The following is a 15,015-nucleotide window of genomic DNA, read 5'->3' as shown; positions in this document are numbered from 1 at the left end:
TCATTCCTCCTGTGAGGTCAGCGCAAGCTGCTCCTTTGCCTCTCCGTCTGCTAGCTCAAAATCAGCCAGCTCTGTGCCTTCATTGACCTGATCGCCAACAGCACAGCGGAAGGCTTTCACATAGCCCGCAGCAGGAGCCGTGATTTTGAATTCCATTTTCATCGCCTCAACGATCAGAAGCGGCGTGCCTTTGGCAACCTGCTGCCCCTGCTCCACCAGCAAGGCGGTAATACTGCCGGGCATGGGTGCCACGAGTCCGTCATGGGAAGCAGCGTGATCGGGCGACACATCAAGCGGATCAAGCCATTCCAGCTTCCAGCTTTGCCCGTCTGTGAAAAGGTGAATGAAACTGCCCAATCTGACTGCCGTGAATGATTTACGCAGCCCGTCAATCTCGGCAATGATGCGATTGCCCTTGTCTTGTCGGCCGGTGGCAGTGACATCAAGTGAGCCTGTTTGCAACCGGTATCCTGTGTCCAGATAGGTCACAGTGACAATGTGCTGTGCCGCACCATAACGGAAATTCAGATCACGCCTGACCTGCGTATTGAGCCGGAAACCATCGCGCCGTTGCAAGAAAGAAGACAACGGAGCCTCATCGGCCTCATGCAACAATTGTGCCAGTGCCGCCAATAAAAACACTTCAGCGGGTGGCTCCTGCACTTCTGGAAAGAGCGCCGCAGTTTCACGCTCAATCAGCCCCGTATCCAGATCAGCCTGCGTAAAGGAACGGCAACGCACGAGACGCGAGAGAAACTCAATATTGCTGGCAATGCCTGCAACCTGCGTATCTGCCAGTGCACGTTCCATGCGGCGCAGGGCTTTGTCACGTGTTTCATCCCAGACAATCAACTTGGCGATCATCGGATCGTAGAACCGGCTGATCGCATCCCCCTCCTCAACACCTGCATCCACCCGCACATGAGCACTTTCCTCAGGCAATTGAAAATGCACGAGCTTGCCTGTTGACGGTAAAAATCCGGCTGACGGATCTTCCGCATAGATACGCGCCTCTATGGCATGGCCGGAGTGAGACAAATCCTCCTGCGTAACAGGCAGTTTCTCACCACTCGCGACCCGCAACTGCCATTCCACAAGATCAAGGCCGGTTATCATTTCTGTCACCGGATGTTCCACCTGAAGGCGAGTATTCATCTCCATGAAATAGAACTGCCCGTCAGGGGCAACGATAAATTCGACCGTGCCTGCGCCCGTATAATGCACTGCGCGCGCGGCATCTGTTGCGGCCTTGCCCATGATGCGGCGTTGCTGTTCGGAAAAATGCGGCGCAGGCGCTTCTTCAACGATCTTCTGGTGCCTACGCTGCACCGAGCAATCCCGCTCAAACAGCGAAACATAATTGCCGTGACTGTCGCCGAAAATCTGAATTTCAATATGGCGCGGACGGGTAATATAGCGCTCGATCAGCACATGATCATCACCGAAAGCGGATTGCGCCTCACGCTGGCAGGCGAACAAGTTTTGCGTAAAATCCTCAGACCTTTCAACAAGCCGCATGCCTTTGCCGCCGCCGCCTGCCGATGCTTTGATAAGGACCGGATAGCCGATTGCATCAGCCTCGCGTTGCAGGTTTTCAGGCGTCTGATCTTCCCCGTGATAACCGGGGATCAGCGGAATGCCCGCCGCACCCATCAGCTTTTTCGCTTGCGACTTCAAACCCATGACCCGAATGGCCTCAACGGGCGGACCGATAAAGACAATTCCGGCCTGCGCACAGGCAAGACAAAAAGCTTCATTCTCCGAGAGAAAACCATAACCGGGATGAATGGCCTGAGCGCCGGTGGCTTGTGCCACAGCGATAATTTTTGCCCCGTCGAGATAGGATTCCCGTGGCGGCGCAGCCCCAATATAAACGGCCTCATCCGCCAGCCGCACATGCCGCGCCTGCGCATCAGCGTCAGAGAAAACGGCAACCGTGCGGATATCCATTTGGCGGGCGGTTTTGATGATGCGGCAGGCAATTTCGCCGCGATTGGCAATCAGAATTTTGTCAAACATCATCTGATCCTGTCCGGTTTATCCATGCCGGTACCCGTTTATCGAGAAAGGCACTCAGGCCTTCACGGGCTTCCGCATTCATACGCAGAGCAGCAATACTATCCGCGGTTTCCTGCGCCAATGCATCGCCCATCATCTTGCCAGCAACATTGCGGATCAGTCGTTTTGCAGCGGCCTGTGCCTGCGGGCCGCCATTGAGCAGAGCCGCTATCAGATCATCAATCGCAGCATCGAGCGCCTCCGCTTCCGTCACTTCATGCACAAGGCCGATTTGCAGGGCTTTTGCAGCATCAATGCGCTCCGCAGTCAGAAAATAGCGTGAAGCCTGCCGTGCACCGATAGCACGCAGCACATAGGGACTGATCACCGCCGGAATAATGCCCAGCCGCACTTCGGATGTGGCAAAACTTGCCAGCGTTGAGGCAATACAAATATCGCAGGCAGAAGCCAGCCCCATTCCGCCGCCCAATGCTGCACCATGCACGCGCGCGATTGTCGGCTTGGGTATCTCAGCCAAAATGTGAAACATCTGCGCCAGCTTTTCCGCATCGGCAAGATTGGCATCAAAACCGGCCTCACCGGCAGCTTTCATCCAGTTGAGGTCGCCGCCTGCAGAAAAACTTTTGCCGCGACCGGCCAAGATCACAATACGGGTCTCATCATCTGCACCAAGCTGCGTAAAGGCCTGTGTCAGTTCGGCAATGAGTGCAGCGTCGAACGCATTATGCCGTTGCGGACGGTTCATCCAGATGGTTGCCACGGAGCCGTCGCGGGTAATTTCCAAGGCTTCATACATGATTTGCCTCACATTCTGAAAAGACCGAATTTGGTTTCTTTCACCGGAGCATTCAGCGCTGCAGCCAGTGACAGGCCGAGAACGCGGCGGCTTTGGGCTGGGTCAATAATGCCGTCATCCCAAAGGCGGGCTGTGGCATAATAGGGATTGCCCTGCGTTTCATATTGCTCGCGGATCGGCGCCTGAAATGCTTCTTCATCCGCAGTGCTCCAGCTTTCTCCGCGCGCTTCCAAGGCATCGCGCCGCACACGGGCGAGCACGCTGGCAGCCTGTTCACCACCCATTACCGAAATGCGGCTATTCGGCCATGTCCACAGAAAGCGCGGCGAATAGGCTCTGCCGCACATGCCGTAATTACCGGCACCAAAGGAGCCGCCGATCAGCATTGTAATTTTTGGAACCTGCGCGGTTGCCACAGCCGTCACCATTTTCGCGCCGTCTTTGGCAATGCCGTTATTTTCGTATTTTCGCCCGACGATAAAACCGGCAATATTTTGCAGAAAAACCAATGGAATATGCCGCTGCGCGCAAAGCTCAATAAAATGTGCGCCTTTCTGTGCAGATTCACCGAACAGAATACCGTTATTCGCAATGATCCCGACCGTTGCGCCATAGAGTTGCGCAAAACCGGTCACAAGCGTTGTGCCGTACCGCGCCTTGAACTCATCAAAGCGTGAGCCGTCAACCAGCCGCGCAATCACCTCCCGAACATCATAAGGATGACGCGGATTTGCAGGGATAATGCCGTAGAGCTCTTCCGGCGGGTAAAGCGGTTCTTCACCGCCATTGAGCAGATCAGGCCTTGCCGTCATATTCAGATTGGCAACGATCCGGCGGGCGATTGTCAGCGCATGGGCATCATTTTCCGCAAGATAATCGGCCACACCGGACTGGCTTGTATGCACATCAGCACCACCTAATTCTTCTGCTGTGACCACTTCACCGGTTGCCGCTTTAACCAGTGGCGGCCCGCCTAAAAAGATGGTGCCCTGATTGCGCACGATAATCGTTTCATCAGACATTGCAGGCACATAAGCACCGCCTGCCGTGCAGGAGCCCATCACCACAGCAATCTGCGCAATGCCTTTTGCCGACATATTCGCCTGATTATAAAAAATCCGGCCGAAATGCTCACGATCCGCAAACACCTCATCCTGTCTCGGCAGATAGGCACCACCGGAATCCACCAGATAGATGCAGGGCAGATAGTTCTGCTCGGCAATCTCCTGCGCACGCAGATGTTTTTTGACCGTGAGCGGATAATAAGTGCCGCCTTTGACCGTGGCATCATTGGCGATAATCATACATTGCGTGCCTGAAACGCAGCCAATACCGGCAACAAGACCGGCACTCGGCGCGTCATCATCATAAAGACCGTTTGCGGCAAGCTGTCCGATTTCCAGAAACGCTGCACCGGCATCAAGCAGCAGATCAATACGCTCCCGCGCCAGCAATTTGCCCCGCGCTTTGTGCCGTGCCGATGCGGCCTCCCCGCCTCCGGCACAGGCAGTCTGACTGCGGCCACGCAACTCCCCCACCAGAGAGCGCATGACAGCGTGATTAGCGGTAAATTCGTCGCTTTGCAGGTTAATACCGGTTTTCAGAACACCCATATCTATGCCCCGATTATCTGGTTTCAGCCATTAATTCCCGCCCGATCAGCATCCGGCGGATTTCTGAAGTTCCTGCACCGATCTCGTATAATTTGGCATCGCGCCACAGCCGTGCCGCTGCGTAATCATTTGTATAGCCGCAGCCGCCGAGTGTCTGGATTGTTTCTCCGGCCATCCATGTCGCTTTTTCTGCGGCATAGAGAATGGCGCTTGCCGCATCTTTGCGCAGGGTTCTGGAATGGTCATTGCGGTCGCATACCACGCCAACAGCATAGATATAGGCGCGCACGGCCTGCCATGTGGAATACATATCGGCCAGCTTGCCCTGCATGAGCTGAAAATCACCGATCGGCTGGCCGAACTGCTTGCGCTCATGCATATAAGGCAGCGTGATATCCATACAGGCCGCCATGATGCCGAGGGGGCCGCCGCTCAGAACCACGCGTTCATAATCAAGCCCCGACATCAGAACTTTAACGCCATTGCCCTCGCCGCCAAGCACATTTTCTGCAGGCACAAGACAATTATCGAAGAACAGCGGGTATGTGTTGGAGCCGCGCATGCCGAGCTTATCAAGATGCGCACCGTGGCTGAAACCGGCCATGTCTTTTTCGACAAGAAAAGCTGTGATGCCCTCTGCCCCTTTGCCGGCGCCGGTTCTTGCATAAACAACCAGCACATCCGCATCGCCACCATTGGTAATCCACATTTTCGAGCCGTTGAGGATATAATGATCCGCCTGTTTCTGCGCCTGCAATTTCATTGAAACAACATCAGAACCCGCATCCGGTTCCGACATCGCCAAGGCGCCGACATGCTCTCCTGAGATCAGTTTTGGCAGATATTTGGCTTTTTGCGCTGCACTGCCGTTGCGACGGATTTGATTGACGCAAAGATTGGAATGGGCACTGTAAGACAGACCGACAGAGGCGGAGGCGCGCGAAATCTCTTCCATCGCCACAATATGCGCCAGATAGCCCATGCCGGTGCCGCCGTCTTCTTCCGGCACGGTGAGGCCAAGCAATCCCATTGCACCAAACTTCATCCACAAATCGGCGGGAAATTGATTGCTGCTGTCGATATATGCCGCGCGGGGGGCAATTTCTGCCTCTGCGAATGTACGCACACTATCCCGCAACTGGGCGATTTCCTCTCCCAAAAGGAAGTCAAGGCTTGGTGTCATCAACAACAGTCCTCCCAAACCGTTTTGCAGTTTGCCTATGTTATAACCAGTGTGAACCATAAGCCGGCACTTGATCGGACATACAGGTTGCAAAATCGGCCATTTGGCTACAAGCTACGGTTATGACGGATCAAATTTCGGTCTCTTCTCACACAGGAAAAGCGGCAGCGGTCATCCCTGCGGCCTTTGTCCGCTGTATTTTGCTGGCCTATGCAAAATATGGGGCAGATCCTGCCGCAACACTGGAAAAGGCACAAATTCCGCCAGAAAGCCTTGCTGATGAGAACGGTCGCGTCACACCGGATCAGTTTGAAGACCTGAACTGGGAAGCAATGCAGGAGCTGGATGATGAGGCTCTGGGCTGGTTTTCCCGCAAATTGCCGTGGGGCACTTATGGCATGCTTTGCCGTGCCTCCCTTGGTGCCACAACGCTTGGCATTGCCCTGCACCGCTGGAAGCGCCATCATCGCCTGCTCACAGATGATGTTCTTCTCAATCTCGATATTGCCGATGGCATTGCCTCGATCAGCATCACTGAGATACGGGCTCTCGGAGCTTATCGCGAGTTCTGCCTCGTCACTTTACTGCGCTATGTTTTAGGCTTTGCCTGCTGGGCTATCGACGAGAGAATACCGCTTACAACCGCCGAGTTTCCCTATGCAGAACCACAACACGCCGATATTTATCCCAAGCTGTTCTCACCAAAGCTAAAGTTTTCAGCCTCAATCGCGCGTATTCAGTTCAATGCAGCGTTTCTAGAACGCCCGCTGCAACGGGATGAGGCTGCAATTAACAGCATGCTCAAACGCGCTTTGCCGCTCACTGTTCTGCCCTATAAAAGCGAGCATCAACTGACAAGTCAGGTGCGACGCTTATTGCGTATGGCAAAAAACGGCCTGCCTGTGGCCGAGGATGTGGCAAGTGTTTTCAACCTGTCTGTGCGCAGTTTGCACCGCCATCTCAGTGCGGAAGGAACCTCTTTGCGCGCGCTGAAAGAACACGTGCAGACGGAACGCGCCAAAGAGCTGCTTGCACGCTCAACACATCCGATCAAGCGCGTGGCCTTTCTTGCCGGTTTCAGCAATGAGAAAAGTTTCTCCCGTGCATTCCGCTCCCGCACGAATGAAACGCCCAGTGTCTTCAGAAAAAAGTCCCAGACAGGGTGCTAAATCTGCAACTCCGGCAGGTTTGCATAAAGAGCCAATGCTTCAGGATTGGCCAGTGCTTCCCGATTGTTAATTGGGCGACAGTGAACAACATCCCGCACGGCGATTTCAGCAATTTTTCCTGATTTGGTGCGTGGAATATCGGCAATTGCGATAATTTTTGCAGGCACATGACGTGGTGAGGCACCGTTGCGGATGTGTTGCCTGATCTGTTCCTGCAAGGCATCATCAAGACTGGCACCTGCGGCAAGACGCACGAACAGCACGATCCGCACATCATCTGCAAAGTTCTGCCCGATACAAATCGCTTCGGCAACTTCCGGCAATTGCTCGACCTGATTATAAATCTCGGCGGTGCCGATCCGCACACCACCCGGATTGAGTGTGGCATCAGAACGCCCGTGGATGATGATGCCGCCATGTTCCGTGAGTTCGGCAAAATCACCGTGACACCACACATTTGCAAAACGGTCGAAATAGGCCGAGCGGTATTTCTCGCCAGTCGGATCATTCCAGAAACCGGTCGGCTGGCAAGGAAACGGTTTGGTGCAGACAAGCTCGCCTTTGCCATGCATCAATGGTGTGCCGTCTACGTCCCAGACTGCAACAGCCATGCCAAGGCCTGCACCCTGAATTTCACCGCTCCATACCGGCAGAACCGGAACACCCAGCACAAAACAGGACACGATATCGGTGCCGCCGGAGATCGAAGCGAGGTGGATATCCTTCTTAACAGACTGATAAATATAGAAAAAACTTTCCGGTGAAAGCGGTGATCCGGTAGAAAACACAGCGCGCAGATGCGGCAGATGATGACTGGTCGCAGGCTCGATCCCGCTTTTGCGCAAGACATCAATATATTTAGCGGAAGTGCCGAAATGAGTCATGCTTTCGGCCTGCGCATAGTCAAATAGCACATTGCCATCGGGATAAAACGGCGACCCGTCATAGAGCAACAAGGTCGCCCCTGCAGCCAGCCCCGAGGCCAGCCAGTTCCACATCATCCAGCCGCAGGTTGTGAAATAGAACAGTCTGTCGCCCTGTTTAATATCCGCATGTAAACGGTGTTCTTTGGCATGTTGCAACAAGGTGCCGCCAGCGGAATGGACAATACATTTTGGTATGCCGGTGGTGCCCGATGAGAAGAGAATAAACAGCGGATGAGCAAATGGAAGTTGGTTAAACTGCAATTCTGATGGGGTGAATTGTTCTGTGGCCTGATCGAAGGTCAGACATTTTGCCGATGTCCCATTTTGAATCTCGCGGGACACAGCTTCAGCAGTGCCCAGATAATCAACGATCAGCACCGCTTGCAGGGACGGCAATTGCGGCACAATCTGTTCTAATTTATCACCGATCGGCTGCGCTTTGCCATTATACCAATAGCCATCGCAGGTGATGAACAGTTTGGGCAATATCTGGCCAAAACGATCCAGCACCCCTTGCACACCAAAATCGGGTGAACAGGACGACCAGACAGCACCAATGGAAGCGCAGGCCAGCATAGCGGCAATGCTTTGCGGCATATTTGGCAGCATGGCCGCCACACGATCCCCCGCCTGCACGCCCTGCGCCAGCATAAACTGCTGTAACTGCGAGATCAGATCCCGCAACTGATCGCAGGACAGACGCGAACGGACACGATCCTCACCGCGAAACACCAGAGCATCGTCATTACCGGTTTTTTGCAGCAGATTTTCAGCATAGTTCAGTTTCGCATCGGGGAAAAACCGTGCAGCCAGCATATTGTCGGCATTAATCAGAATGCGAGCACCTTTATGCCCGATAATACCGCATTCATCCCATATCAGAGGCCAGAAAACCTCCGGCCGCTCAACTGACCAGTCATGCAATTGCTGATAGGTTTCAAGAGGTGAGCCGCTGATACTCCGCGCTTTTGCTGTAAAACCGGTCAGATTAGCTGCGGCAATATTTTGTGCCGTCGGCTGCCATAAAGGTCTGGCATCTTCAGTGGTTGGTCGGGCATTGGTGTTCATCCGGCTCTCCTCCTCACAGCATTATCGCCGTTTTTATGAAGAAGACAAAGGCCGGATGAAAATGCGGGTGCTGTATCTGAAATTCAACGAGCAGCTATTTCGCTTATATTTCTTAATTATTCAAAAAAATATAAATTAATCAAAAGCTTATAGTTTTTTACTCATCCTTATCATTCCGTTTCATTTCATAACGAATAAGAAAAACAGTCATGCCAAAAACCATAAGCGCCAGTGAAAACCAGGTTAAAGCATAGACAAGATGGTTATCTGCAAATTTGATCACGGTCAGCCCGCCTTGCGGCCGGTCGGAACGGTTTTGCTCCGCATTCGCGTCAATGAAATAGGCCGGGACATTTTTCAAACCTGCGCGTTCAGCAAAAATCTCAACATCACGGGCATACCAGATATTTTTATCCGGCTCGTTCTGACGCAAGAAAAAACCTTTCGGTTCTGTCAGTCTGAGCAGGCCTGTGACGGATGTTTCCTCTGTAATCTGGCCGCTGGCGCGTTTTGCAGGATCGCGCAGAGCTGAAGCAACATAACCACGGTTGATATAAACAACTTCGCCACTATCACGTTGAAATGGTGTGACAATCCAATAACCGGAGCCTTTTTCTGTCAAGGCACCGACATGAATTTCCTTATCGTTCAAATAATGCCCACGCACGCTGACAGCACGGTATTCCGTGGCTTTCTTATCGGCCGTTTGCCATGCAGCACTATCCGGTGCAGCAACCGGTTGCGCATGAATATTCTGTTCAACACGGGCAACCAGATCATGCTTCCAGCCTAAACGCTGTATCTGCCAGCTGCCTAGCGCAGTTAAAATTCCGATTAAAACCAATGCAATCAGGCCAATCAGCGCTATTCTGCCGCGCAGATTTTTAACAGGTGTCGTTTGCTCTTCAACCATGTTTTTACCCTCATCTGTTAAGCGCACGCCGTATGAGCCTTAATCATATCATTATTAACCCATTGTATTTGCTTCGATTTTAAGATTTCTTATCATAAGCCGACACAAAAAGAGTATGGTTTTGCCTTGATCTTCGCAGCGGAACCTTGCCCAGCAAATAAGATTTTGAATTGCGCACCACAACCTCAAATGACAGGTAATCACCGAAATTAATGATCGAACCGGTAATTTGCCGTACTTTCAATGTCCGGAACGAGCGCTATGAAACAATCCGGAGATCAACCGCCCGGGTATGAGCCAAGGCTCTTAAAGCCGGTTTTACCGAATATTGCCCTATTTCAGCACGCTGCGTTAATTTTCGCAAATACCCCCCTGCGGAATGAATTGTCTCCGAGCGCTCAAGCATAGCCGCAATTGTAGCCGCGGCATTCATATCGCCCATTATTTCACAGGCTTGTTGCCATGCAGAGGCAGTAATACCAAGCATGGAGCGGATATGCCCTGCTGTTGTAATCAAATCAGCCCAATTATGAATGCCGCGGACGGCATAGCTCTTAATCTGCGGGCAGTTTTGTAAAATCTCATCCAGTTCAGGCACTGTCCGGAGCATGGTGGTCTTCGGTTTAGCTGGCTCTGCCTTGTGAGCGATATTCTTCTTCTTACTTTTTTCGTTGGTTTCTAAATCTATAGATTCTATTTTTGAATTCTGAATGTGGTGCTCATTTTCAGTTTCATTGCCGATCATTTCCTGGTTAGAAAGATTTGAAAGATAAAGGTTTTCTACTTTCTGACGCAGAACGCTTAAGCTCAGCTCACGTTCACTCAAATCATGGATCGTGCCATTGCGCTCCACGCGGCCGGAAAGCTGCTGCAAACGGACGAGAAGGCTTGCCCAGTCGCCTGCCCTGCCCTCATTGAGCGCAGCATCAATTGTCTTGGCAATATCTCTGAGATGGATGGTAATAGCGAAGCGCAGCTGCTGTCTCTGGCGGTTTTCTTCCCTTGCCTGTTCGGCAAAACTCTCAATCTCATCGGCTTTGAAGGTAAGTGGTGCCAGATCGAAGCCAAAAGCCATCGCAATCTCGCCATTGCTGTCACGGCGGACAAAACGCTTCCCGTTCGGACTGTCACGCCGCAGGATAAAGCCAAGTGCAACAAGGCATGCAATATGACGGCGAATGGTTGGCGCGGACATGCCGCGCAGACGCATGGAAAGCTCGTGATTGGACGGGAAGACGATCAGGGGGAGCGAACCGTCGAGCATCTTATCGGTATAAAAGCTCATAAGCGCTTCCAAAACCGCAATGGTGCGATAGGAAAGCTGATAGGCTTCACGCGCTTCCGTTAAAGAACGCAGCAGTTTCCATCGGTCGACAGACCGGTTTTGCACCGGTTTTGCACCACGATCGGATTGTTCGTTGCACATATTTTGTTGCTGTTGACGAAGTTTTTCGTAACTCAAAAAATGTGCAGCATTCATCATTCGCCCGCCAAATGGGGACGTCGCAAAATGCTCAGTCATTTGTCACCTCGTTTGAGGCAAGCAAAAACACTGCCGGAACATCGCCGACGCTTGACTTTTGGTCTCGAAAGTGATTCTCTCTAATTGCTACATCGAAAGAGGGCTTCCGGTTCGGATACGTTCAGGGGGCCTTTTTTCTTGCCGTTTTTTCCTATCTTTGTGAATTTGACTATGTCAGCGTCCGTGCCGCATGTGCGTGGCAGGGATTAGTCAACATAACCGCTACACTTCCTTTATTCGTTTCCTGTTGCCGCCTTCAGCAGTTGAGCCTGCTCAAGACGATGAATGACGCGTGTTACCCATACTTAACGCAAGTCTGCAAAGCGGGGATAGATTTTTACTTTTCCCGCACTTGCCGGTATTTCTCAAAGAGCGCTGCCATTTCACCGGCCAGATACTCTGCGAAAGCTTCTGCATCGTGATGTTGAATATCGAATTGCGCCCTGCCCTGCTGTAAACGCAACAGTCCGAGACTTTCACCATCACGCGTACGCAACTTATGTTCTGCCGGTTTCTGTGTTTCAGCTTTATCGGTGGCTGTCAGTTTTTGCAGGAGATGCTGAAAACGCAGATCCGTTTCCGCATCTTTAAAATCCTGCTCTGCGATCACACGTTGCGCTTGTTTCAGTAAAACCTTGTCTCTCAGCGCATCGGCCAATTGCATCCAGCGTGGTCTGCCGACTTTGGGCGCAGGGCCAATGGCCCGAATGATCTGCTCAGGAATAGCTGTGGCAACCTGAAGGAAGCGCGTCATTTCCGCTTTATGCAAAGACAGAGCATCCTGAACGGTTGTCCGGTCAAAGCCGCGTTCAATCAGGGCTTGCGCAAACAATGCGCGTTCAATGAAAGAAAGATCACGGCGCTCGCTGTTTTCTTTGCCCTGCGCGAGCACCAGTTCGGCATCGCTCAAAGGCTTGATCAGCGCTTTGACCGGCAGACCAAGACGCGCTGCGGCACGCATACGCCGGTGACCATAGGCCGCCTGATAGCGCCCGGTTTTTTCCGGATGCGGACGCACCAGAATTGGCACTTGTTGCCCGTGTTGATGCAAGCTCTGTACTAAAGCCAGAAAGTCCGGATCATCGGTTTCCTGCCGTGTCAGGCGGTCCTCGACAAAAGAACCGTCGATCAGTGCGGCATCAAGCTCGACAACCTGATCGCCCTTGGCTAGGCTTTCCGACAGTTGCTTTGCGCTTTCCAATTCACGCGACATATCCGCAAGTGACAATCCCATCGCCTTCACGGCACCGGAACGGCTGGCTTGAGAACGCATCGGTGTGTCCGCCGTTTTTTCGGGCGTTGTAAGATTTTCAGCCGGTATTGCCTGCGGAGCAAGTGGTGCAGATTGTTCTGCAACCTTCGGCTCCGGTGTTGGCACAACCGGAGCACCGAACAGGGCTTTCAGCTGGTTTTTACGGCTTGAGCTGTTCATGCCTTACCTCCCCTCGCCGGACGGTTCCAGGCAGAATAGATCAGCGCTTCGATCTCTGCGTTGACAGCTGTCAACGATTCCATCGCACGGTCATAGGTGACGCGGCTGAAATTTTCACGTCCGACTTCATAAAGTGTCTGCTTGGTCAGACCGGCATCAGAAACTGCCGTTGATTTGACCATTGGTGAGGTTAGCACCCGTTCGCCAAATTGCGCCCGTAAGAAACCGGCAATCTGTGCCTGTGGCCCGTCATTTGGCTCGTAGCGTGTGATGAGGTAACGCAGGAAGTCAAAATTCAACGAGCCGCCGGCTTCACGCACAACGGAAAGCAAATCCGATGTCATGAACAGGAACTGGCTCATCGAGGCAACGTCCAGCATCTGCGGATGAACCGTCACGATAACCGATGTGGCTGCGCACAAAGCTGACAGTGTGAGAAAGCCCAGCTGCGGCGGGCAGTCGATGACAACGACATCATAATCATCGGCAACCGATTGCAGGGCAGCCTGAACACGGGTGAAAAACATATCGGTGGCAGGGCCGCGACGTTCAGCCAGAACCCGCGGCGTGGTATGCTCGAACTCCTGCAATTCCAGATTGCCCGGAACCAGATCAAGACCGTCGAAATATGTTTTGCGGATAATATCGCTTAAAGGGCGCTGTGCTTCATCATAACGAATGGCACCATAGAGCGTATCATTGCCGCTCAAATCCAGTTCCGGCTGATAACCGAACAGGGCTGACATTGAAGCCTGAGGATCGAGATCAACCGCCAGAACGCGCAAGCCTGATAAAGCGAGATGCTGCGCCAGATGGGTAGTGGTTGTGGTTTTGCCTGAACCGCCCTTAAAGTTGGTAACCGCGATGACCTGCAAATGTTCGCCGCGTTCTTCATCGCGCCAAGGCAGGTAGCTGCGGCTTTTATTAGTATTCTGTTCGGTGAGCAGATGGCGCAATGCATTGATATCTTCAAGCGTATAGAGCCTGCGGCCACCGGTTCCGGTTTCCGGCTGCGGGCCTTCGCCTGCAATAGAAAGCTGACGCAGATAACTGTCGGAGACGCCGATCAGCTTTGCCGCTTCGCTGCTGCTGAATTTACGCAGAATTTTACTGGATGCCGGCGCAAACAACCGTTCACGCATAGCCTGCAACTGGGCAGACAACAATTCCGCATCCGCAGCAATCGCCTGGTCGGCGGCCAGCGGTGCTTCAGTTGATTTGTTTGTCGTTGCCAAATGCTGCTGTGCATCAGCAACAATATCTGCCCAATTCGTTGTCACTTTATCTAACCTTTATGCGTACCGGTTACGAATACCTGCAATCCGCTACTTTTATTTGCCTACCATGCTACGATTCGGACAAAATTACGAATCTGTTAACGACAGTATTGAAATCAACACTGGAAAACGCAAATAACAGCAGGATAAACGAGTAACGGAAAAACGATAAATATTCGAATTTATTCGTTACAAAGGTGTAAAATCCTGTAAGGAAAGTCAAATAGTTTATAGTTAACGGAAATTAACCGCTCTGCAACGCTCGATTATCAAAATTTGACGCGCAAAATTCGACGCCGGAAAGGTCGGTGTCGCGCATTTTCAGGACATGACTTGCCTGCAGTAAGGCTGTCTCATCCCCGCAGAGTTGACAGCTGTCAACAGCACTCTGTTTTAGAAACTCAGATCTTCAGCCTTGTCGGAGATCTGAATACGTCCATGTGTAATATCTGTCAGCATGCGCAGCACAGTGTCTTTTTCAGCAACGGGAACTTCCAGCCGCAAGTCTGCACCGGTATTGTGAAAGGCTTCTGAGGTGATAGCCAGATGCTCAACGCCTGCCAGTCGCGCCTTAATCAAAGCCAGCTCTGAGAAATGCGCGCGGATATAAACAGTCTCGGTCGGGATGAGCTCAATCAGTTCAGCGGCGCGTAAACATAAAGCGGCACTGCCGCCATAGGCGCGGATCAATCCGCCGCTGCCAAGCAAAGTGCCGCCAAACCATCGTGTGACCAGAACGGCGACATTATCCAGTTCCAACCCGTCGATTGCTTGCAGGATCGGTTTGCCTGCGGTGCCGCTTGGTTCACCATCATCGTTGAAGCGGTAATTCTGTCCGATGCGCCATGCCCAGCAATTGTGATTGGCATCACTATAGGATTCACGGGCAATAAAATCTTTAGCAGCGTCTTCATCGGCAACGGGAAGTGCAATGGCAAGAAAACGGCTCCGTTTGATTTCCTGCTCAAAAACCTCGCGTTTTGCTAGCGTAAACATGGCGTCTCAATTTCTGCGGATGAATGCTGTCTTGCAATGCGCCTTGTTTTAAAACAAAGCGGACATTGCGAATGCTCTGATAGCAGATAATGTCTGAAGCG

General features: G+C 52.3%; 11 protein-coding genes. 1 reads left to right on the top strand and 10 read right to left on the bottom strand.

Features of this window, described 5'->3' with window-relative positions:
* The 4 genes from P8H26_RS13490 to P8H26_RS13475 are packed head-to-tail and all read right to left on the bottom strand — an operon-like array spanning position 1 to position 5,611.
* A complete protein-coding gene (locus tag P8H26_RS13490; protein ID WP_289633707.1) occupies positions 1 to 2,019 on the bottom strand; it encodes an acetyl/propionyl/methylcrotonyl-CoA carboxylase subunit alpha in 2,019 nt (672 codons plus the stop codon).
* Positions 2,012 to 2,815: an enoyl-CoA hydratase/isomerase family protein gene (locus tag P8H26_RS13485; RefSeq protein ID WP_289633627.1), complete on the bottom strand. Its 804-nt coding sequence runs from the start codon at positions 2,813 to 2,815 to the stop codon at positions 2,012 to 2,014. The genes P8H26_RS13490 and P8H26_RS13485 overlap by 8 nt, the downstream gene beginning before the upstream one ends.
* An 8-nt stretch (positions 2,816 to 2,823) precedes the next feature.
* On the bottom strand, positions 2,824 to 4,428 hold the full coding sequence (locus P8H26_RS13480; RefSeq protein WP_289633626.1) for a carboxyl transferase domain-containing protein: 1,605 nt from the start codon (positions 4,426 to 4,428) through the stop codon (positions 2,824 to 2,826).
* Between the two features lie 13 nt (positions 4,429 to 4,441).
* On the bottom strand, positions 4,442 to 5,611 hold the full coding sequence (locus P8H26_RS13475; protein ID WP_289633625.1) for an isovaleryl-CoA dehydrogenase: 1,170 nt from the start codon (positions 5,609 to 5,611) through the stop codon (positions 4,442 to 4,444).
* 122 nt (positions 5,612 to 5,733) lie between these two features.
* On the opposite strand from P8H26_RS13475, the gene P8H26_RS13470 reads away from it, so the two are divergent.
* Positions 5,734 to 6,780, top strand: coding sequence for an AraC family transcriptional regulator (locus P8H26_RS13470; RefSeq protein WP_289633624.1), 1,047 nt, complete (start codon positions 5,734 to 5,736; stop codon positions 6,778 to 6,780).
* Here the strand turns inward: P8H26_RS13470 and P8H26_RS13465 are convergent.
* The 6 genes from P8H26_RS13465 to P8H26_RS13440 all read right to left on the bottom strand — a co-directional run bounded on the left by P8H26_RS13465 (position 6,777) and on the right by P8H26_RS13440 (position 14,914).
* On the bottom strand, positions 6,777 to 8,774 hold the full coding sequence (locus P8H26_RS13465; RefSeq protein ID WP_289633623.1) for an acetoacetate--CoA ligase: 1,998 nt from the start codon (positions 8,772 to 8,774) through the stop codon (positions 6,777 to 6,779). The genes P8H26_RS13470 and P8H26_RS13465 overlap by 4 nt on opposite strands.
* 157 nt (positions 8,775 to 8,931) lie before the next feature.
* Entirely contained in the window at positions 8,932 to 9,687 is a 756-nt protein-coding gene (locus tag P8H26_RS13460) for an SURF1 family protein (protein ID WP_289633622.1), read from the bottom strand.
* Positions 9,688 to 9,946: 259 nt separating this feature from the next.
* The gene (gene repC, locus P8H26_RS13455) at positions 9,947 to 11,209 is read right to left on the bottom strand and encodes a plasmid replication protein RepC (RefSeq protein ID WP_289633621.1); all 1,263 of its coding nucleotides are present in this window, start codon (positions 11,207 to 11,209) and stop codon (positions 9,947 to 9,949) included.
* Between the two features lie 337 nt (positions 11,210 to 11,546).
* On the bottom strand, positions 11,547 to 12,641 hold the full coding sequence (gene repB, locus P8H26_RS13450) for a plasmid partitioning protein RepB (RefSeq protein WP_289633619.1): 1,095 nt from the start codon (positions 12,639 to 12,641) through the stop codon (positions 11,547 to 11,549).
* A complete protein-coding gene (gene repA / locus P8H26_RS13445; RefSeq protein ID WP_289633705.1) occupies positions 12,638 to 13,876 on the bottom strand; it encodes a plasmid partitioning protein RepA in 1,239 nt (412 codons plus the stop codon). The genes repB and repA overlap by 4 nt, the downstream gene beginning before the upstream one ends.
* A gap of 435 nt (positions 13,877 to 14,311) precedes the next feature.
* Positions 14,312 to 14,914 carry a YigZ family protein gene (locus P8H26_RS13440; protein ID WP_289633618.1) on the bottom strand — a complete coding sequence of 201 codons (603 nt, stop codon included), beginning with the start codon at positions 14,912 to 14,914 and terminating at the stop codon, positions 14,312 to 14,314.
* Positions 14,915 to 15,015: the final 101 nt, after the last annotated feature.

The organism is Pseudochrobactrum sp. sp1633 (assembly GCF_030376605.1).
GTDB lineage: Bacteria > Pseudomonadota > Alphaproteobacteria > Rhizobiales > Rhizobiaceae > Pseudochrobactrum.
This window is presented reverse-complemented; position numbering and strand designations above follow the sequence as displayed.